Genomic DNA, 20,379 nt, shown 5'->3' with positions numbered 1-20,379 from the left:
CCATGCGCGTCTCGGTCGTCCTGCTCACCTCCGACCTGCGTCTGCACGACCATCCGCCGCTGTGCGCGGCGCTGGAAGCCGCCGATGCCGTCGTCCCGGTCTTCGTGCTGGACCGTGCAGTGGAGGCTGCCGGATTCGCCGTACCCAACCGGCGGGCTTTCCTGGCCGACTGCCTGGCCGATCTCGACGCGGCGTTGCGTCAGCGGGGCGGCCGGCTCGTCGTGCGCTCGGGCGGCCTGGTCGAGGAGGTGTGCCGCGCGGTGGCCGAGGCGGACGCCGAAGAGGTGCACATGTCGGCCGGGTACAGCCTGTTCGCCGCGCGCCGCGAGGATCGGCTGCGCCGGGCCCTGGAAGCAGTGGGGCGCCGCCTGTTCGTGCATGACTCCGTCACCGTTGCAGTACCCCCGGGAACGGTGACTCCGGCTGCCTCGGACCATTTCGCGGTCTTCACGCCGTACTACCGACGGTGGGCGCAGCACCCGCTGCGGCCCGTTGCCGCCGCCCCGCGCCGGATCCGCGTACCCGACCATGTCGGCGGTGAGCCGCTGCCCGCGCGCAGCGATGTCTCCGGTGTCTCTCCCGGGCTGCCGACCGGCGGGGAGACCGAGGGTCGCAAGCAGGTGGTCGCCTACTGGCGCCGCGGTCTGGACACCTACGCCGACACACGCGACGACCTGGCCGCCGACAGCACCTCCCGGCTCTCCTGCCATCTGCACTTCGGCACCTTGTCCCCCGTGGAGCTGCTGCACCGCGCCCGCAGCCACGGGGGTCCGGGCGCGGACGCCTTCGTACGGCAGCTCGCCTGGCGCGATTTCCACCACCAGGTCCTCGCCGCCCGGCCGGAGGCCGCCCACGCCGACTACCGGACCAGAAACGACCACTGGCGCACCGAGGACACCGCACGAGCCGACATCGAGGCCTGGCGGCAGGGCCGCACCGGATATCCCGTGATCGACGCCGCTATGCGCCAGCTCCGGCACGAGGGCTGGATGCACAACCGCGCCAGACTGCTGACCGCGAGCTTCCTGACCAAGACGCTGTACGTCGACTGGCGCATCGGGGCCGCCCACTTCCTGCACTGGCTGGTCGACGGGGACGTGGCCAACAACCAGCTGAACTGGCAGTGGGTGGCCGGCACCGGCACCGACACCCGCCCGAACCGGGTCCTGAACCCCGTCACCCAGGCCAAGCGATACGACCCCGACGGCGGCTACGTGCGGCGCTGGGTGCCCGAACTCGCCGGCCTGACGGCCCCCGCCCTCCACGAGCCGTGGAAACTGCCCGCCCCGGACCGAGCCGCGCTCGACTACCCCGACCCGGTCATCGCGCTGCCGGACGGTCTGGACCGCTTCCGGCGCGCCCGCGACCGGCACCACTGAAGAAGCGGCACTAGGACGTGTTGCCCGCCGAGCCGTGGAGGAGGCCCGGCGGGCAGTGAGATTCCGGTTTATCCCGTCTGGGCCTTGACGAAGCGTGCCAGCCGTTCGATGCCGTCGATGATTTGACGAGGCGTAAGGTAGCTGACCGACAGCCGCAGGCTGAAGTCGCCGCCGCCCTGCGGATAGAAGTACGACATTGGTGTCCAGATGACCCCGAATTCCTCGGCCGAGCGGATCAGCGCGGAATCGTCGGCGCGGAACGGGACGTCGACGGCGAGGAAGAAGCCACCGCTCGGCTCGTTCCATCGGATGCCCGACGCGGCCCGGTCGCTTTCCGGAAAACAGCGGTCGAGTTCCTGGAGGGTCAACCGCATGGCCTCGCCGTAGTGGGCCGCGGTCCGGGTGTTGAGGCGCGAGGTCCGGCCATCGGCGGCGAGGAGCATGCCGGCGGCGACCGCCTGACTGACCGGCGACGTGTTCACCGTCACCATGCTCTTGATCTTGGTGAGTTCGTCCGCCAGCAGCCCGGTGCGCCCCCGGGCGTCCGTGACGGTCTGGTCCGCGATCACGAAGCCCACGCGTGCGCCGGGGAAGAGCGTCTTGGAGTAGGAGCCCAGGTGCACGACCCGGCGGCGTCGGTCCAGGGACTTCAGGGTCGGCAACTGGGTTCCGGGGCTGACCATCCGGTACGGCGTGTCCTCCAGGATCAGCATGTCGTGGCGGTCCGCCAGGTCCAGCAGTTCCCGACGGGTGCTCAGCGGCATGGTGGTGCCGGAGGGGTTGGAGTGGTCGGGGATCACGTAAAAGGCGCGCGGGCGTCGGCCGCGTGCCCGCTCGTCGAGGATCGCCGCCTCCAGGGCCGCGCAGTCGAAGCCGTCGCGGCCCTCCTCGACCGCGGTCACCTCGACGTCCAGCAGCCGAGCCGCGCCGGTGATCCCGACGTAGCAGGGGCTGGAGACCAGTAGGGCATCCTCGGGCCCCGCCACCAGTGCCCGCACCGCCAGGAGCATCGCCTCCTGACAGCCGACGGTGACCACGACCGACTCGGGCGTCACGTCGATGCCCTCGTCCTTGCGTAGCGAGTCGGCGATCAGTTCGCGGATCTGCCCGCTCGTGGGGCCGTACTGGAAGAGCGCGGAGCGGATCTGCTCGGGTGACGCCCCGCCCGCCTCCAGATGGTCCAGATAGCGGCGCAGGTACTCGAAGACGTGCTCGGCCTCGAAGAATCCGTCGTAGGGGCGGCCGGGTGCGAAGGAGATCGCGTCGGGGTAGCGGTGCGTGATCTCGTTGAGGAAGGTCATGGTGTCCAACACCGGGTCACGGACACTGCCGTGCAGTTCCTCCTTGTTCAGGGCGAAGCCGTCGGATCCGCTCCGGACGGGTGCGGGCGGCGGAAGGGCGGCGTGGGCGGCGCCCGTCGGGTGGGGCGCGGGCCGGTGGGAGTCCGTCGGGGCGGCCAGCAAGTGGGGCCCCGCCTCACCGACCGTGGCGGTGCCGGTGAAGGTCATCGCCTCAGCCAGTTCCTCGACAACCATGTCCAGCACCTGCCCGACGCCGTCCTCTTGGCCCACCGCCAGCCCGTGCAGCACGGGCCGCCCGATGAGCACCGCGTCGGCACCGAGCGCCAGCGCGGACAGTACGTCACGGCCCCGGCGGACACCGCCGTCGAGGAGGACCGGGCAGCCCCCCGCCACAGCCGCCGCGATCTCCGGCAGGACGTCCAGGGTGGCCGGGGCTCCGTCCAGTTGGCGGCCGCCGTGGTTGGACACGACGATGGCGTCGGCCCCGGCCTCGAGGGCGCGGCGCGCATCGGCCGCGGTGAGCACTCCCTTGACGAGCACCGGGAGGGAGCTGATGGAGCGCAGCCAGGCGATGACCGACCAGTCAAGGGTGTCATCGAAGGCGGTGCGCGCGTGGTCCGCCGGCGAGTCGAACCCGTCTCCGGTGAGGTTGGCGGGCGTGACGCCCTCGGGCAACCGGAAGCCGTTGCGCAGGTCGCGCAGCCGCCGGCCGAGCCGGGGCGCGTCCGCCGTGAGGACCAGCGCCTCGAATCCGGACCGCTCGGCACGCTCGACGAGGTCACGCGTCAGGGCCCGGTCGCGGAAGCAGTACACCTGGAGCCAGAGCGGGGCGTCCGCCGCCTCGGCTATGTCCTCGAAGGTGCGTCCGGCGAAGGTGCTCACCACGAACGGCAGTCCGGCGCGGCCGGCGGCCCGTGCGGTGGCGACTTCTCCTGACGGGTGGGCCAGGGTGTGGTATGCGAGCGGGGCGACGGCGAGCGGCGCAGCCCAGGTCCGCCCCAGGATCCGGGTCGCGGTGTCGGGCCGGCCCACGCCCGACAGCACGCGCGGAAGGAGCCGCGCACGGTCGAAGGCGTCGGTGTTGGCCGCCAGTGTCCGCTCCTCCCCCGCGCCGCCTTCCAGGAAGTCCCAGGTGGCGGGAGGCAGTGCACCATGGGCCCGGGCCGCGTAGTCGGCCAGGGTGTGCAGGCCCCGCGGGGCGCGCGGGTCGTCCACGCCGGTCATCCGGCGGCCAGGCGGTCGCGTTCCACGGCCTCGTACAGGGCGCGGATGTTGGCGCTGCCGAACCCCCGGGAACCCTGGCGCTGGATGAGCTCGTAGAAGAGGGTGTTGCGCTCGTAGGGCGAGCGGCTGAAGAGCTGCAGCAGGTAGCCCCACTCGTCGCGGTCGGCGAGGATCTGGCCGGCGCGCAGCTCGGCGATCTGCTCGCGCATTTCGGTGAACCGCTCGGCGAGCATGTCGTAGTACGTGCCGGGGGTGGCGAGGAACTCAACGCCGCGGTCCCGGAATTCGCGTACCGCGGGGATGATCTCGTCGACCAGGAAGGCCAGGTGCTGGACGCCGGGACCGCTGTTGCGATCGAGGAACGCGTCGAGCTGCCCGGGGCTCTTCGTCGGGTCGGGGGCGACAAGGGTGAAGGTGACGCCTCCGGAGGCGCTGCGGACGACGATCGAGTCCATCGCCTGCTCACCGACGGCGACGTACTCGCAGGAGTAGCGGTCCATACCGAAGGCGTCCCGGTAGTAGTCGGCGTACTCGGTCAGCCGGGCGCCCTCGACGCAGACGGCGACATGGTCGAGTAACCGGATCCGGCCCCTGGGTCCGGCTGGTGGCTGGGGCGCGGCCACCCAGCGGCGGCCCAGGGGCAGGGCGGGCTCCGCGGCGTCGGCGCGGAGCGGTAGCAGGGTGTGGGTGACGTCGCCGAAGCCGGACACGACCGGGTGGTCGTACTCGGCGTCGAGCGGCTTGGCACCGGCCGCCAGCGCCGCGGAGCGGGTCTCCGCCACGTCGTCACAGGTCAGCGCGATGTCGGCGATTCCGTCGCCGTGCTGGTCGAGGAACTTCCAGGTTCCCCTTCCCGAGGTGACGATCACCTGTGTCCCGCCCTGCCGAAGCAGGACGGAACTCCGGTCGGGCTGCGCGACGTCCGCGATGCGGCGGAAGCCCATCCCGGTGACGAAGTGGTCGACGGCGGAAGGTGCGTCTTTGGTGTAGAGCTCGACGTGCGCTATGTCGTGCACCGACATAGGAGTACCTCCTGAAGGACCGATGGCGGGATGTCGATCGGTTACCGGCGCCACTCCTGCTGGCCGTACAGGTGTCCGGCCTTGATTCCGGGTCCTTGCAGCCGGTCATCAACTCCTTGCACCAGGTCATCAACTCGTCGGTCCGCTTGATCTGGTGCGGGAGTTGCTCTGGGCGACCCGGAGGGACAGTCGCAGGACGTGGCGGGTGGTGGTTCCGTGTCTGCGGCGAGCGCGGGCGGGGCCGGGCGGTGGGTGTGCCGGCCGCCGTAGGCCTCGCATCCGCCCGGCTCGCCGCCGAACGGGGGCGCTGGGGTCAGCCGGACTTCTTGGTGATCACGAAGCGGTCGATGACCAGGTGGTCGATCTCCGTGGCGAGGAGGCACTCCAGAGCGTCGCGCGGCGAGCAGACGATGGGCTCACCGGCCACGTTGAAAGACGTGTTGAGGAGGCAGGGCACGCCGGTCCGGTCCGTGAAAGCGCGCAGAAGGCGGGCCAGGAGCGGGTTCTGGCGGTCGTCGACGGTCTGCACGCGCGCGGTGCCGTCGACGTGGCAGGCTCCCGGTATCCGCTCGCGGTACTCCTCACGGACCGGGAAGACGAACGTCATGTACGGCGATGACGTCTTCTTACCCAGGTCGAACACCCGGGGCGCTTCGGACTCGAGGACGACCGGGGCGAAGGGGCGGAAGGGCTCGCGGTGCTTGACCCGGATGTTGATGATGTCCTTGATCTCGGGGAAGGCCGGGTTGGCAAGGATGCTGCGGTTACCCAGAGCGCGGGGCCCGTACTCGGTGCGCCCCTGGAACCAGGCCACAACGTTCTTCTCGGACAGAAGCCGCGCCGTGTGCTCGGTGACCGCCTCGATGTCGGCCTCCTCCTGCCACTCGACACGGTCGGCGTACTCCTCCAGTGCCTCGAGGATGTGCGGCTCGTCGTAGGAGGGCCCGAGGTAGGGCGTGGTGGCGGCGTCGGCGGGACGGTTTCTAAGTCCGGCCGTGTACACGGCCGCGCCGATGGCGACTCCCGGGTCGCTCGCGCCGAAGCTGACCTCCATGTCGGTGAACGACGAGCGTTCCAGCATCTTGGTGTTGGCCACGCAGTTCAATGCGAGACCGCCCTCGAAGAGGAGTGTGTCCAGACCGGAGGCGGCCGTCAGCGCCCGCACCTGGTGCGCGGTGATGGCCTCCACCATGTGCTGGGCCATGGCGGCGACCTTCACCCGGAAGTCGAACTCCTCGCGCTTCTCGCTGTCTCCGTCGAACAGGTCGTCGAACAGCGCGTAGTACGCCGTCACGTCCGCGGGGATGGAAAGGGTGTACGTGCCGTTCTCGTGGAGCCGTACGCAGCGCTCCAGCAGGGGGTTGCGACGCGGCGCCGGACCGTAGGCGGCCAGGCCCATCACCTTGTACTCGTCGTTGTTGGGCACGAAGCCGAGGTAGCGGGTGATCCGTCCGTAGGCCACGCCGAGCGAACTGGTCATCGGGATGGTGCTGTCGTCGAAGACGCGCACCACGCCGTCGCGCACTTCGCCCATCACCGAGGACAGGGTCTCGGCCCGTCCGTCGCTCACCAGGAACGCCGCGTCCCCGCCCCCGGCCAGATAGGCGCCGCACGTCAGATGGGCCAGGTGATGGGGCACCAGGACCAGCTTGTTGGGGTCGAGTTCATGGCCGGTGCGCTGGACGAAGTCGTCGTGGATCGCCTCACGGCTGACCATGTCGGTGTAGAACTCGCCGGTGCGCCGCAGGACGTCGAACTTCTCGGCGGGCGACTGACCGCCCGAGGCGATCTGGGCGATCATCTCGTCGGCGACCTCGGGCGAGAAGCGCCACGGGAAGGCGACCAAGTCCACCTGGTCGAGGGGAACGCCGGCGAAGTCCAGGCACCACTGGATCGCGTGGGCGGGGAAGTCGGAGGTCTTCTTGACGCGGCTGAGCCGTTCCTCCTCGACGGCGGCGACCAGTTCGCCGTCGACCACGAGGGCCGCCGACGCGTCGTGGCCCACGAGCAGGTTGCGAGCGACGCCGGTCGCCCCGAACAGGCGCCCGAAGATATCGGCGCCCCTGGTGAATCCGTTGTATCCGAGCACGATCACGGTGGTTCAGCCTCCCTGACGAAGATGGTTGCGGCCCGGCCCCACGGCCACCGTCACGAGTCCTGAGGAAGGTCGATCGGCTCGTTCGGGCCGTCCTTGGACTCGACGGTAAGGAAGGACAGCACCTCGTCGCCGATGTTCTTCAGGTCATGCAGGTGATGTCCGCCGTCGGCGACGGTGAAGTACTTCGTCTGCCCGCGCGCGTAGGAGATCTCCCGACTGGTGCCGTCGCTCATGTGCTGGCGGGCGCGACCGTCGGTGAGGGCTATCCAGTGGTAGTCGAGGACATGGCGGTGGACGGGAAGGCGCTCGCCCGGCTCGAGACGCGTCTCCCAGACGCGCAGGCTTTCGGTGTCGACCAGCAGGGTGCCGCCGACGCGGCCGTTGTGCTCGTTGGCGGCGAAGTCCGCGTGCAGCGGCGGACTCCAGCGGTCGTAGTTCTCGGCGACGATCTCGCTGGTCAGCGGGCGGTCGGCCACCGGGTGGTGGTCGGTCTGAGGGCGGTTACCCACGGGCCGGTCCTTTCGGTGTCGGGGCGCTGGTGGCGCGACGGTCGGCCGGCGATTCACACACACGGGACAAGGCGTCGAGCAGAATGTCGCCGGCCCACTCGTCGGCGATGGAGACACGGCAGGTGTCGGGGACCAGCCGGGCCATGTCGGCAACCATGATGCCGGCGCCGCGTAGCTGCTCCATGACGCGTTCGTGCTCGTGCGTGCGAACCAGCAGGAAGTTGGCCTCGGAGGGGAACACCCGCTCCACGGCCGGGTGCTGGGCGAGCGCACGGGCCATCCGGTCCCGCTCCGACAGGATGCGCCGGACGCTGTCCAGTACCCGCGCGGAGTCGGTGAGCCGGTCACGTACCGCCCACTGCGAGGCGTTGGTGAACCCGAAGGGCACCTGAATCCGGCGCAGGGCGTCGACGAGCCCCGGCTGTGCCAGAGCGACACCGCAGCGGGCTCCGGCCAGCCCCCACGCCTTGGAGAGGGTCCTGAGCACGATGAGGTTGTCGTGCCGGGCGATGAGCGGGGCGTACGAGGGCCCCGCGCTGAACTCCACATACGCCTCGTCGATCACGACCAGGCCCTGGCTGCGGGTGACCAGTTCGAGCACCTGCTCCGGGTCGAGCCTGGTGCCGACCGGATTGTTGGGGTCGCACAGGAACGTCACGCGCGGGTCGGCCGCCAGGATCCGTTCGACGTCCAGCCGCGCCAGGTCGTCGCCGAGCAGCGGCGCCTCGATGACGGGCAGCCGCAGCACGCGGGCGAAGTGCGCGTACAGCTCGAAGGTCGGAGGGGTGACGCAGACCGCCTCGCCCGGGGAGGCCAGCGCGGCAAGGAGCAACATGACGGCGTCGACAGCCCCGCTGGTGAACAGGGCGTACTCGGCGCCGAGTTCACCGAGGCCCTCGTGTCCGGGCAGCCGTCCGACGGTCGTCAGATACGTACGGGCCAACTCGGCCGTGTTGAGTTCGGGGTACCGTCCGTCCGCCCCGAGGAAAGGGTTGGTGTTGCCGGAGAGGTCGAGCAGGTCGAACTTGGGCCGGCCGCGGAAGCGTGCCGGGCCCGGGACCGGTACCGAGGCGACCGGTTCGGTGGCGAAGGCCGACACCTCGACTTCCGTGGGCTTTTCAGGCTCGGCGTCCACGCCGGGGGCGAGCAGCCAGTGGTCGAGGGGGACGAACTGGTCGGCGCCCAGGGCCCGCGCCCGCTCGGCGTCGCCGGGCCCCAGGTGGACCCACTCCAGGCCGGTGCGCCTGGCGTGCAGATACAGCTCGTACAGGGACGCCTCGTACAGGGCCTGCCGCGCGGCCGGAGCGTCCGGGGCCAGGGCCTGGGTGAGGACGTAGATCCCGCGCCCGTTGTGCGAGCGGACCAGGAGCCCGGCCTGTACGACGTCGAGGCCACGCCGGCGTACGAACAGGTCGGTGCGGTCCGCCAGGGTCCCCTGGGCCAGGGCGTCGAGCGCCTCGGTGCTCCAGAGCGCGCCGCGCCCGCCCTCTTGTTGATGAAGGGCGGCGAACGCCTCGCGCACCGCGGGCTGCCGAGGCAGGTCGCCAAGCCGGATCAGCTCCCAGCTCAGCTCCTGGTACTCGTCGTGGTGCGCGCGCAGTTCGCCGAGCCGCTGCTCGCCGACCCGGCCGCGCAGCACGTCGGCCACCTCGCCGGGCAGCCGTACGAGCCCCTCGCTTCCCGCGGCGGCGGCGACGAACCCGGCCGCGCGCAGCGGCCCGGTGTCGTCGGTGCGGCGCACGTATGGGACGACAATCTGTTCCAGCCCCAACTCCTTTGCCTGCCCGAGGAGTTCATCCACCGCAAGCAAGCTGGGAGCGGGGCTGCTCGGGCCCTGGGGGACTCCCCCGATCAAGGTGGGGCGCTGCGGGTCGGACGCGCCGGCCCACGTGAACCGCTCGTGGTCCAGACCGATTCGGCCCGGCGCGTCGACCGGTCGGCCGGACTCCAGCGCGGCGCACAGTACGCGCCGCAGCTCGATGACATCCGATTCCCTACGCATCGCCGCCCTCCACTCCCTCAACGTCACCGGACATCTCGCCCTCGTCGGCGGCGAGGTGTGCCTCGATGCGGTCGCGGTATTCCTCGAACATTTCGGCCAGTGTGCGAGCGATGCCCGGCCGCCAGTCGACGGTGCAGTCGCCGATGAGGTCGCGGCGGACGCGGTGGTCGAAGATCGCCGTCTCGCGGCTGGGTGACTCGCGGTCGAGCCGGGCCGGGACGCCGGTGAGAGCGGACATGTACTCGATGAGGTCGGTCATGCCGACCTCTTCGTCTCCACCCCAGTTCACCACCTGAGCGGGCGTGCGGGCGGCCGCCCACAGCAGCGGCACCTGACGGACGACGTCATCGGTGTGGAGCAGGTTGCAGTAGTTCTGGCCCTCGCGCGGCACCGCGCAGGCCCGGCCGCTACGGAGCTGCTCGAAGAGGATCATCGGCACGCCGCCGTGCCCGAACGGGCCGTAGGCGATGTTCAGCCGGGCGATGACCGTCGGCAGTCGCAGAGTCTCGGCGAGGCCGCGAGCCACACCCTCGGCCGTGATCTTGGCGACGGGGTACGTGGGCAGCCAGGGGGCCGCGCCGCCGAGCGGGTCACTCTCCCGGTAGCGGTGGGTCGCGTCGGCCCGGTTGTAGACGACTCCGGAGGACACGTAGAGGAAGGCCTCGGCGTCGGCACAGTGCGTCATCAGGCGCGCGGTACTCACCGCGTTGACGCGGGCGGTGTCCTCGAAGTCGCGTCCGTCGCCCCGGTGGACCGCCGAGTGCAGCACATGGGTGAAGTCCTCCGGCAGCCCGTCGAGTTCGTCGGTGGCCATGTCCCAGACGACGGTACGGGCGCCGGCGGTCTCCAGCGCCTTGCGGGCCTCGGCATCGCCGAACCGGCCGAGGCACCACACCTCGTTGTCGGCGGCGAGCGACTCGGCCACGGGTCGCGCGACCTGTCCGGTGGCGCCGGTGACGAGAATCTTCTTGCCTTGCATGGTCAGTCGCTCCCGATCGTTTCGGAGGTGGCCCGGCAGGTCATCGGTCCAGCGCGCGGGTCAGTTCTCCGCGCAGGGTCGCCTGGAAACTCTGGACGTGCTGGGGGCTCATCAGCGTGTAGTGCTCCCCGTCCACCTCGATGTAGCTGTTCGTCTCGCGGGTGAACTCGTCCCAGTCGCGCAGCTGACCATCCAGCCACTCCTGCTTGGTTCCCTTGAGCGGGGTGCAGTAGAAGACCCGGACCCGTTCGACCGTGCCGGACGGCTCGTAGTCGCGTCCCAGGTGCACCATGCTCTGCGCCAGGTGCACCCAGGCGCCGAACCGTTCGACGTTCAGGTCGAGTTCGGTCAGCCGCCTGGGCGGGGCGTGTTCGACGAGGTGGGCGAGCTGGTCCGCCTCGGGCAACGAACGCAGGGAAGTGGTCAGTTCGGGGATGTCGGCGGGGTTGATGAGTTCGAGGAACAGTGCCAGGTTGATGGCGCCGTCGGTGAAGGTGATCTCGTTCATCCGGCCGGAGATGTGCGGGGGAAGGTTGAAGATGCCGACGAAGTCGACCCTTTCGCCGTCGGCCTCCAGACGCTTGGCGATCTCGAACGCCACGGCTCCGCCGTAGGAGTAGCCCGCCACGGCGTACGGGCCGCTCGGGCGGGTCCGGCGGATCGCCGCGACATACGCGCCGACCATCTCGTCGAAGGAGGCGAAGTGCGACTCCCCCTGCCCGAAGCCCCGGGCCCGCAGCGCGTAGAACGGCCGCTCCCCGGTGAAGTACTTGGCGAGGTTGACGAAGACCAGTACCTCGCCGAGGCCCGGGTGGACGCAGAACAGCGGGGTCCCCTCACCGGTGACCTGGAGCGGCACGAGCGGGTCGTAGGCGGCGTCGCCGCCCTCGCCCGCCGAGGCCAGGCGGACCGCCAGCGCCCGCACGCTCGGGGCCTGCAGGAGCGTCGCCATGGGGAGGTCGTCGAGGCCGAAGGCGGTCTGGACGCGGAGTTTGAGTCGTAGGACGTCGAGCGAGGTGCCGCCCAGGTCGAAGAAGCTCGCGGTGACCGGGACCCGCTCGACGTTCAGCACCTCGGCGAACACCCGGGCCAGGGTTGTCTCCGCCTCGTCCGCCGGCTCCACGTGGCCGCCGAGGAAACGGCTGGTCACCTCCTGGGCGCGCCGGGCCGCCGCGTCCAGCGCGCCGGACTCGACGGCCGTGCGCAGCCGGGACCGCTGGACCTTGCCGAGGTTGCCGCGCGGGATCTGCGTCTCGGCGATGGGCAGGATGAGCTGGGGACGGAATCCCCAGTGCATCACCGTGGAGCTGCGTACCGCGACGAGCGTGCGGTAGAGGGTCGTCTCGTCGGCTGGGTCGCCGGCCGGCACGAAGGCGACGGCGAGCTGTTCGGAGTCGGCGCCCTCGGGTCGGATCGGGAAGGCGGTGACCTGTCCGCGCCGGACGCCGTCGAGTTCGTCGAGGACCGCTTCCAGGTCGTGGCTGTAGTAGTTGACCCCGTTGACGATGATGGAGTCCTTGGTGCGGCCGATGAGGGTCAGCCGCCCGTCGGCGTCGAGCCGACCCAGGTCGCCGGTGCGGAACCAGCCGTCGTCGGTGAATGCCTCGGCGGTGGCATCCGGGTTGCCGAAGTACCCGCCGGTCACCATGGTTCCGCGTAGCTGCACCTCACCGGACACCGCCGAGGCGGGACGGTCGCTCGAGGAGAGCACGGCGCCGGTGCCGTCGGCGATCCTGATGCGCAGCCCCTCGACCGGGTGGCCCAGCGGCGGGAACTCCTCGCCGAGGTCGCGGTCGGTGAACTCGCGGTTGAACACACTGCCCGCGCAGGTCTCGGTCATCCCGAACGCGGGCACCACCACGTCGGAGCGCAGTCCGTAGGGGGCCAGGGCGTCCAGGAACGATCGCACGGTGGCGGTCACGGTCGCCTCACCGCCGGAGATGATGTACCGGATCCGCGAGAGATCGATGCCGGACACGGTCCCGGCCGTCCGCGCGAGGGCCTGGTTGATCTGGCCGAAGAGGAAGTTGGGGGTGAACGTCACCCGTACCTGATGGGCCGTCAGTAGCTTGAGCAGTTCGAGCGGTTCGGCCAGCACGGTGGCCGGGGTGGCGATGACCTGGTTCGCGCCGTTGCGCATCGGCAGCAGGTGTGCCTCGATGGCCGCGATGTGGTCGGCGGAGATCCAGTTCATCATGGTGTCGCCGGGCCCCAGGTCCAGTGCCCCGGACTTCCCGGCCTGTGCCGCGAGAAGGTTGGCGTGGGTGAGCCGGACCGCCTTGCTCGACCCGGTCGACCCGGAGGTGAGCATCAGCAGGGCGAGGTCGTCCGGGGCGGCCGCGTGGGTGTGCTCGAGCTCGGCCGGGGCGGCGTCCAGCTCCTCCACGGTCACCGTGGTCAGCCCGACGTCGGGCAGATCGTCGTGTGCCTTCGGTACGACGACCAGCGGGTCGCCGAGGAGGCCGCGCAGGTGCTCCAACTGCGGGCGCAGGCGGGAGGGATCGGCGGGCGGGGCGATCGGGCAGGGCACGGCGCCCGCGTGCAGGCAGCCCCAGAAGGCGCGGAAGAAGCTCTCGGGATCGCCGGCCGCGACCAGGACGCGGTCCCCCGGTGCGGTGCCCCAGTTGCGCAGGCCCTGGGCGATCCTCAGGGCGCCTTCGCGCAACTCGGCGTAGGAGACGAAGGGACCGTCGACGAAGGTGACGCCGCGCGTGGTGTCCTGTGCGGCGCGTTCGAGCAGATGCGGCAGCGTCGTGACGCTTGTGGCGTGACGTATGTCCGACATGACAGTGAAGACCCCCGATCTAGGTGGGACTGAACTGGGTGGATCAGCGCGCACGTACTGGCGGAGGGGTGGGTGGTGTCCGCGAGCGGTGAGGCCTGGTGAGTTCGCGCGGGGCGGTGGCCGCCGCGGGTGGTGCGCGGCACACGGTCGCGACCGGTTCAGGTCGGCGGGGTGGGTGGTGTCCGCGAGCGGTGAGGCCTGGTGAGTCCGCGCGGGGCGGTGGCCGCCGCGGGTGGTGCGCGGCACACGGTCGCGACCGGTTCAGGTCGGCGGGTGGCGGTCCGTGTGCGGACAATGTGCCGGTGGGAGTCGCTGCGGCGCTGGGATGTGGGCCTGCCCTCGCCGGGGCGGGAGCCGGCTCTTCTGCAGGCACTTGTCCCGGAAGAAGAGGACTCCCTGGGAATCGGAGTTTCCGGGAAGGCTCAACTGCCGACGCAAATAGTCCGCCGTGAAGACTCCGAAGTCATGAACGCTGGTGACACCGGCCGGCTCGCTGAGACCGGCGGAGAGCACCACCCGGAAGTCTTCCAGCGCGTTCTCCACGCCCGCGACGCGGCGATAGTTCTTCCTGTCCTGTGAGTGCGGGGATGCCGACACGATGTAAAAGGGTTCCAGGCCCCGGCGCCGCAGGGCTTGATCAGGATCTTCCTGGTATCCGACAACGACTATCGTGGGCATGCGCCGTCTCCAGAGTCACCACTGCCGAAATGACGAATTACTGTCGTGTTACGTTGCGATGAGTGGCGGGACCAACCCTTGGCATCCAATGCGTCATTACACAGCCACATGGCCGCGGATCGTGCGATATGGACCGCAATGAGGGTTTTGCAATTACTCGCTTCGCGAACCGCTGTTTCTGCGCGCGGGGAGATATTCGCCGAGGCGGTCAGGGTTGCGACGCCATGTACTTGCAGAAGCCGACGACCCGTAGGGCATGGGCGTACGGTGCGCCGCGCCTGGGCTCGGATCCGGCCGAGCCGCCGTCATGTGAGCGACAAACCGCCTCGGACGCCACCTGTCTCGTTGAAACGTGCGATCTCGTCGATCGTGTGCCCGAGCCTCAGCTCGTCCACGTCGGACACGACGGCGTGACCGACGCTGCCGTAAGGACCGACCAGCACGTCGGGACCGGAGGGGTAGCACAGCTCGTCGAAAGAGAAGACACGCTCGAAGTCCTCCTGCGTCAGCGTGCCGTCGCGCGGGTGACGCAGGAGCAGATAACCGTGGAAGCGGTCCGGTGAACGGTGGCCGTACGGCAGCTCGGGCGCCTCCCCGAGGGCGAGTGCGATCTCGATGTCGAGGAGGTCGACGCCGTAGGTCAGTTGGTTGACCCGGGGCGACAGGGCTCCCGGCAGCCGGACGGCGCATTCGCCGAACGTCAGCCCGTCAGGCTGACGGAACGCCTCCGTATGGAAGACGCAGTCAGGCGCCTCCAGGGTGGCGAGCACCTGGCGGGCCATGGCCTCCGCCTGTTCGAAGAGGTCCGGACATCGTTGTCGGTCGAGCACATGCGCGGCCAGGACGCCACCCTGCACCGCACTGAGCGGGGAGATGTGATTGCTGCTCAGGGACGACCACTGGAGCTCGCCGTGCTGCCAGACACCGTCAAGGTAGACCTCGGGCGCGTCGACGAACGACTCGGCGACGACCTCGACGTCCGAGCGCCCGGAGAACGGCTCAAGCGCCCGGGCGTACTCCTCGGGTGAGCGGACGACGCTGGTACGCAGGGCGCCCGCCCCCGTGGCCGGCTTGACGACGAAAGGTGTGCCCAGCTCGGCGGCCGGCTCCTCGTAGGGCGTGCCCACGGGCAGATACCGGCACCGCGCGCGCCGCACCTCCGGCGGCAGCAGACTCTTCTGGAGGTACTTGTCCCGGAAGGCGAGGACCTTCCGTGAATCCGCGTTCCCCGGAAGGTTCAATTGCCCACGCAGACAAGCCGCCGGGAATACACCCATCTCATGGACACTGAGCACGCCTGCCAGATCGCCCGCCTGAGCGGAGAGCACCGAGCGGAGAACTTCCTGGACGTTCTCCATGTCGGCGACACAGCGAAATGCAACCTTCTGCGGGGAGGTGATCGGAGCCGGAACGATGTAGAAGGGATCCACATCCCGACGCCGTAGCGCCTCGTCAAGATCATCCCGATATCCAATAACCACCATCGTGGGCATGCGCCGTCTCCAGTGTTACGACTTGCCGAGTGGGAGAAGTTATTGCGATTTCGTCGTGGCACAGCCGGTTCTTTTCCGGCACCGGTGAATCATTGCACAGACCCAGTCGATCACTCCCTGTGATATGAATCACAGGAGAATCATGAATATTCACACAGGAAGCTCAGATTCCTCGGGCCGTGCTTGGCACACCGGAACCGTCTGTCAAATGAACGGTGTAACCAGTTCCGCAACACCTTCCCCGTCTTCGTCCAGTTCCACATCCCCCCATGGGTCCCGTCGATCGCCGCGCCGGCCGCGGCAGCAGGCGGAGCCCTCAGCCTTCGGTCTCCGCCACGCCTGCCGCGGCCAGCAGGTGCCGTGCCACTTCGCGGGCGCCATCGTCGCCGACGACGATCGAGTAGTGGTTGGTACCGGGTACGAGCCGCGTACGGACCAGTTCGGGGTCGAGGCCGGCGGAGGCGAGCCGCTGCTCGTCGTACAGGCCCTGCGGCTCGTTCATCAGACCGCGTTCCGCCCACAGCAGCACGGCCGGACGGGGCAGGTCGCGGACGGCGTCCGACACCTCCTCGCCGAGCAGGTCGACACCGTCGGAACGGACCGCCTCGATCCGGCAGGACGATCGCAACTCGGGCTCCTCCCCCACCAGGTCACGCTGGATGTAGGCGTCCACCCACGGCGACCAGGTGTGGGCGAAGGCCGGGTGCTGCTGCCAGAACGCGCGGTAGGCCTGCCGGTCCGGGAACGTCATCGACAGCCGCCGCATGGCTGGGCCGATCACGGCGGTAAGGAGCTCGTCGGGGTCCAGGTGAGTCGGGGCGGGGAAGGCCACTGCACCGTCCACCAGCAGCAGGCCGGAGAGCAGTTCCGGGTGGCGCACCGCGGTCAGGGCCGCGGTGAAGGCGCCCATGGAGTGGCCGGCCAGCACCACCCGCCCGAGGTCCAACGCGCCCACCACCGTGGCCATGTCGTCGGCGTGCACCGCGATGCCGTAGGGGCCGGGAAGATGCCCGCTGCGGGCCCGGCCGCGTAGGTCGGGCGCCACCAGCGTGACCCGGCCGGCCAGGTGGTGGGCGACCCGGGCCCAGGTCAGGCCGTTGGCGGTGATGCCGTGCAACGCCAGCACCACGGGCGCGCCCGGATCGGCGCCCGGCCAGCGCAGTGCGGCCAGCTTCCCGCCGGCCACCGGCACCAGAAGCTCCTCGGGCGCAGGCACAGCCGTCTTCTGGCGCTCCGTCAGGTTCTCGTACGGAGTGTGACTCATGGCTGGGGGACCTCCTTGTGGTCGGTGGCGACGCGGGAGGCGCGAGCGGCGCGCAGCCGCGCAGGCAGCCGTACGACGCCGCCGGGCAGCAGGTATATCACCGCGACGAACAGCGCTCCGAGCAGGAACAGTGGCTGGGAGAGCGGCACCCGCACCACGGCGGGCAGACCGGCGACCGCGCCGGAGTCGGCCAGGTCGCCGAGCCGGTGGTCGGCCCAGGTGTAGAGGACGCCGCCGAGCATGGGGCCCCAGCGGGTGCCGGAGCCGCCGAGTACCACCATCACCAGAAGGGACAGGGTGAAGTCGGAGGTGGTGGTCTGCGGGGTAGCGCCGCCGGTCAGCAGGAGGTAGACGATGCCTCCGAGCGCGGCCAGGCCACCGGCCAGTACGAAGGCGGCCAGTTTGAAGCCGTACGGCCGCAGCCCCAGCACCTCCACGCGGCGTTCGTTCTCCTTGATGCCCTCCCAGACCCGGCCGGTGGGTGAGCGGACCGCCCACTGGACGGCGAACACCACCACGACGAGGTAGACCAGGGCGAGCCAGTACAGGTTGGCGGTGTGCTCGATGCCGACCAGCGAGGCGGGCAGCTTGTCGGCGGGGGCGGCCCTGCCTTCCTCGCCGCCGGTGAGACCACCCGGGTCGCGCTGCACGAGGATCGACCCGGCCTGCGCGAAGGCGAGGGTGACCATGGAGAACCCGATGCCGCTCACGCGCAGGCTGACCGCGCCCAGCAGGGCGGACAGCGCGGCGCCGAAGAGCAGGCCGAGCAGCGCGGAGACGGCGAACGGCAGGCCCGCCTCCAGCATGATGGTGTTGGTGACGTAAGTGCCTGCGGCGAAGTAGAGCGCATGGCCGAAGGACAGCAGGCCGGTGCGGCCGAGCAGCAGGTCGTAGCCGGTGGCCAGGGCCCCGAAGACCAGGCACAGGGCGAGCAGTTGGAGGTTGCCGGGGCTGCCGATCGGGCCGTCGAGCAGGCCTGGCAGGGGCAGCGTGCTGTAGGGGGCTGTGAAGAGCACCACCAGCAGCAGGGCCGGCCACCAGCGGGCGGCGCGGCGCAGTTGCCCGGCGAGGGGGTGGTCCGCCGTGCGGGCCTGGCCGCGCGGCTGTGTGGCGGTGGTCATGCGAGTCTCCCGGTGAGCCCACGCGGCCGGACCAGCAGCAGGGCGGCGAGCAGAACGACGACGGCGAGGTCGCCGAGCCCGGCGGTGGTGTAGTAGTTGGCGAACTGCTGGACGAGGCCCACGGCGACCGAGGCCAGCGCGGCGCCGGTGAGCGAGCCCATGCCGCCCATCACGACGACCACGAAGGCGAAGATGAGCAGCGAGGTGCCCTGTGCCGGGTCGACCGAGCCGAAGTAGAGGCCGCCGATCGCACCGCCGAGGGCTGCTGCCGCCCCGCCGATGGCGAAGACCAGGGTGAAGGCCTTGCGCACGTCGGTGCCGAGCGCGGTGACCATGGCCCGGTCCTCGACGCCCGCACGGACGACCAGACCGTGCCGGGTGCGGCCGAGGAACAGGTGGAGTGCGGCGAGCACCACCACCGCGGCGGCAATCAGCACCAGCCGGTTGAGCGGCACCTCGGCGCCCAGCAGCCCGAAGGTTCCGGACAGCGCCTCGGGTCCGGGAAAGGGCCGGGCGTCGGAGCCCCACATCGCGGACAACAACGCCGGGACGGCCAGGCCCACGCCGACGGTGGCGAGGATCTGCTCGCGCGGGCGCGTGTAGAGCGGGCGGATGACGGCGAGTTCGAGCAGCACTGCGGCGGCTGTGCCCACCGCCGTGCCGAAGACAACCGCGAGGGCGAAGCCGGCGCCGCCGGATCCGGCGGCGGGCAGGTGACCGGAGGCGGCCCACCAGGTGGCGTACGCGCCGATGGACATCAGGGCGCCGTGCGCGAAGTTGAGCACGTCCATCAGCCCGAAGATCAGGGAGAGACCGGAGGCGACCAGGAAGTACAGCGCGCCCAGGCCGAGCCCGGTGAGGGTGAGCAGAACGACAGTGGACATCAGGCGTCTGCCTCCGCGGTCGGGGCGGCGGGGTGCGCCGCGGTGCGGGCGGGTGTGCCAGGGGATGTACCGGCAGGTGTGTCGGTGGACGGGGTGCCGGTGCCCCCATGGCGCGCCCGCCCGACGCCGAGCAGCCGGCGGGCCGCGTCGGCGTCGGCGAGCAGCTCGGCGGCGGGGCCCTGGTGCGCGGTGCGGCCGTCGGCGAGTACGGCGCAGTGCTGGGCGAGGCGGCGCACCACGGCGAGGTTCTGCTCCACCAGCAGGATGGGCACCGCCTCCGCGGCACGCTCCAGCACCTGGGCGACCTCGGTGACGACCTTGGGTGCCAGGCCCTTGGTCGGCTCGTCGGCGATGATCAGCCGGTTGCCGTTGAGCAGGGTGCGGGCGATGGCGACCATCTGCTGCTGACCGCCGGACAGGGTGGCGGCGGCCTGCCGGGCGCGCTGTCTGAGCTCCGGGAACAGTTCGTACACCAGGTCGTACGCCGGTTCGCCGGCGCCGGGCCGTTCGGCCAGCCGGAGGTTCTCGGCCACGGTGAGGGCGCCGAAGACACCCCGGTCCTCGGGGGCATAGCCGACGCCGCGGCGGACCAGGGCGTGGGTGGCCAGGCGTACCGTCTCCTCGCCACCCAGCAGCACGCTGCCGGTGCGTGGGACGAGGCCGAGGATGCCGCGCACGGTGGTGGTCTTGCCGGCACCGTTGCGGCCGAGCAGGGCGGTGGTGCCGGAAGCGGCGACTTCCAGGTCGACGCCGTGCAGGATATGCCGGCCGCCGATGACGACCTTCAGATCACTCACTCTCAGCAGGGGTGCGGGCATGGAGGTCACAGCTCCTCCCCCAGGTAGGCCTGCTGAACAGTGGCGTCGGCCATGACGGCCTGTGGGGTGTCCAGGGCCAGCAGCGTGCCGTGGTGCATCACGGCGAGCCGGTCGGCCAGGCCCAGGAGCACGTCCATGTGGTGCTCGACCATGAGCACAGTGCGGCCTTCTTCGCGGTGCAGCGAGCGGATGAGCTCGGTCAGTGCGGGCACTTCCTCGGCGCTCACACCTGCCATCGGCTCGTCCAGCAGCATCAGCCGGGGCTCGCCGACGAGCAGAACCGCGAGTTCGAGCTTGCGTTTCTCTCCGTGCGAGAGAGAGTCGGCGCAGGTCCCGGCGCGGTGAGCGAGTTCGGTGCGTGCCAGTACCCGGGCGACTTGCTCCGGGTAGGTGTCGGCACGGCGCCAGACCCGGTACGAGCCGCCCCCGGCAGCCTGGGCAGCCAGCCGCACGTGGTCGGCGACCGTCATGCCCGGCCACAGGCTGGAGGTCTGGAAGGTGCGCCCGAGCGCGCGCCGGGCCCGTGCGTGGGCGGCCTCAGCGGTGACGTCGGCGCCGTCGAGTTCGATCGTGCCCCGGGAGGCCCGGGTGATCCCGCTGACCAGGTTGAACAGGGATGTCTTGCCTGCGCCGTTGGGGCCGATGAAGGCCAGGAACTCGCCTTCGTGGACGTCGAAGGAAACGGAGTCGACGATGGTCGCGCCGCCGACCGTCCAGCCGACGTCACGCAGCCGGAGGACAGGGGTCGGGGAGGTGCCGGGCTCCTCGACGCCTGGGCCCCCCACGGCGCTCGGTCGCGTCGTGTCCGAGGAGGTCATGTTG

At 70.5% G+C, this 20,379-nt stretch carries 15 protein-coding genes; 1 reads left to right on the top strand and 14 read right to left on the bottom strand.

Features of this window, described 5'->3' with window-relative positions:
* Nucleotides 1–2 precede the first annotated feature (2 nt).
* Entirely contained in the window at nucleotides 3–1,379 is a 1,377-nt protein-coding gene (locus tag ACWDEX_RS07745) for a cryptochrome/photolyase family protein (protein ID WP_450462354.1), read from the top strand.
* Nucleotides 1,380–1,447: 68 nt separating this feature from the next.
* Here the strand turns inward: ACWDEX_RS07745 and ACWDEX_RS07740 are convergent, their stop codons facing one another.
* From ACWDEX_RS07740 to ACWDEX_RS07675, 14 genes are all read right to left on the bottom strand, one after another.
* On the bottom strand, nucleotides 1,448–3,904 hold the full coding sequence (locus ACWDEX_RS07740; RefSeq protein ID WP_450462353.1) for an aminotransferase class I/II-fold pyridoxal phosphate-dependent enzyme: 2,457 nt from the start codon (nucleotides 3,902–3,904) through the stop codon (nucleotides 1,448–1,450).
* The gene (gene hppD, locus ACWDEX_RS07735; RefSeq protein WP_450462352.1) at nucleotides 3,901–4,926 is read right to left on the bottom strand and encodes a 4-hydroxyphenylpyruvate dioxygenase; all 1,026 of its coding nucleotides are present in this window, start codon (nucleotides 4,924–4,926) and stop codon (nucleotides 3,901–3,903) included. The genes ACWDEX_RS07740 and hppD overlap by 4 nt, the downstream gene beginning before the upstream one ends.
* A gap of 313 nt (nucleotides 4,927–5,239) precedes the next feature.
* Nucleotides 5,240–7,021, bottom strand: coding sequence for a carbamoyltransferase family protein (locus ACWDEX_RS07730; RefSeq protein WP_450462350.1), 1,782 nt, complete (start codon nucleotides 7,019–7,021; stop codon nucleotides 5,240–5,242).
* A gap of 53 nt (nucleotides 7,022–7,074) precedes the next feature.
* Nucleotides 7,075–7,533: a hypothetical protein gene (locus ACWDEX_RS07725; protein ID WP_450462348.1), complete on the bottom strand. Its 459-nt coding sequence runs from the start codon at nucleotides 7,531–7,533 to the stop codon at nucleotides 7,075–7,077.
* On the bottom strand, nucleotides 7,526–9,535 hold the full coding sequence (locus ACWDEX_RS07720) for a pyridoxal phosphate-dependent aminotransferase (RefSeq protein ID WP_450462346.1): 2,010 nt from the start codon (nucleotides 9,533–9,535) through the stop codon (nucleotides 7,526–7,528). The genes ACWDEX_RS07725 and ACWDEX_RS07720 overlap by 8 nt, the downstream gene beginning before the upstream one ends.
* Nucleotides 9,528–10,514: an NAD-dependent epimerase/dehydratase family protein gene (locus tag ACWDEX_RS07715; protein ID WP_450462345.1), complete on the bottom strand. Its 987-nt coding sequence runs from the start codon at nucleotides 10,512–10,514 to the stop codon at nucleotides 9,528–9,530. Before ACWDEX_RS07715 ends, ACWDEX_RS07720 begins: the two co-directional genes overlap by 8 nt.
* A gap of 40 nt (nucleotides 10,515–10,554) precedes the next feature.
* Complete coding sequence (locus ACWDEX_RS07710; protein WP_450462343.1) at nucleotides 10,555–13,299, bottom strand: alpha/beta fold hydrolase; 2,745 nt, start codon at nucleotides 13,297–13,299, stop codon at nucleotides 10,555–10,557.
* Nucleotides 13,300–13,560: 261 nt separating this feature from the next.
* Nucleotides 13,561–13,977 carry a hypothetical protein gene (locus ACWDEX_RS07705; RefSeq protein WP_450462342.1) on the bottom strand — a complete coding sequence of 139 codons (417 nt, stop codon included), beginning with the start codon at nucleotides 13,975–13,977 and terminating at the stop codon, nucleotides 13,561–13,563.
* 305 nt (nucleotides 13,978–14,282) lie between these two features.
* The gene (locus ACWDEX_RS07700; RefSeq protein WP_450462340.1) at nucleotides 14,283–15,470 is read right to left on the bottom strand and encodes an ATP-grasp domain-containing protein; all 1,188 of its coding nucleotides are present in this window, start codon (nucleotides 15,468–15,470) and stop codon (nucleotides 14,283–14,285) included.
* A gap of 316 nt (nucleotides 15,471–15,786) precedes the next feature.
* Entirely contained in the window at nucleotides 15,787–16,734 is a 948-nt protein-coding gene (locus ACWDEX_RS07695) for an alpha/beta hydrolase (RefSeq protein ID WP_450462338.1), read from the bottom strand.
* Nucleotides 16,731–17,855 carry a branched-chain amino acid ABC transporter permease gene (locus ACWDEX_RS07690; protein ID WP_450462337.1) on the bottom strand — a complete coding sequence of 375 codons (1,125 nt, stop codon included), beginning with the start codon at nucleotides 17,853–17,855 and terminating at the stop codon, nucleotides 16,731–16,733. The genes ACWDEX_RS07695 and ACWDEX_RS07690 overlap by 4 nt, the downstream gene beginning before the upstream one ends.
* Nucleotides 17,852–18,739, bottom strand: coding sequence for a branched-chain amino acid ABC transporter permease (locus ACWDEX_RS07685; protein WP_450462335.1), 888 nt, complete (start codon nucleotides 18,737–18,739; stop codon nucleotides 17,852–17,854). The genes ACWDEX_RS07690 and ACWDEX_RS07685 overlap by 4 nt, the downstream gene beginning before the upstream one ends.
* On the bottom strand, nucleotides 18,739–19,557 hold the full coding sequence (locus ACWDEX_RS07680; protein WP_450462333.1) for an ABC transporter ATP-binding protein: 819 nt from the start codon (nucleotides 19,555–19,557) through the stop codon (nucleotides 18,739–18,741). Before ACWDEX_RS07680 ends, ACWDEX_RS07685 begins: the two co-directional genes overlap by 1 nt.
* A 5-nt stretch (nucleotides 19,558–19,562) precedes the next feature.
* Complete coding sequence (locus ACWDEX_RS07675; RefSeq protein WP_450462332.1) at nucleotides 19,563–20,375, bottom strand: ABC transporter ATP-binding protein; 813 nt, start codon at nucleotides 20,373–20,375, stop codon at nucleotides 19,563–19,565.
* Between the last annotated feature and the right edge of the window lie 4 nt (nucleotides 20,376–20,379).

This window comes from Streptomyces sp. NPDC001020 (assembly GCF_053599115.1).
This window is presented reverse-complemented; position numbering and strand designations above follow the sequence as displayed.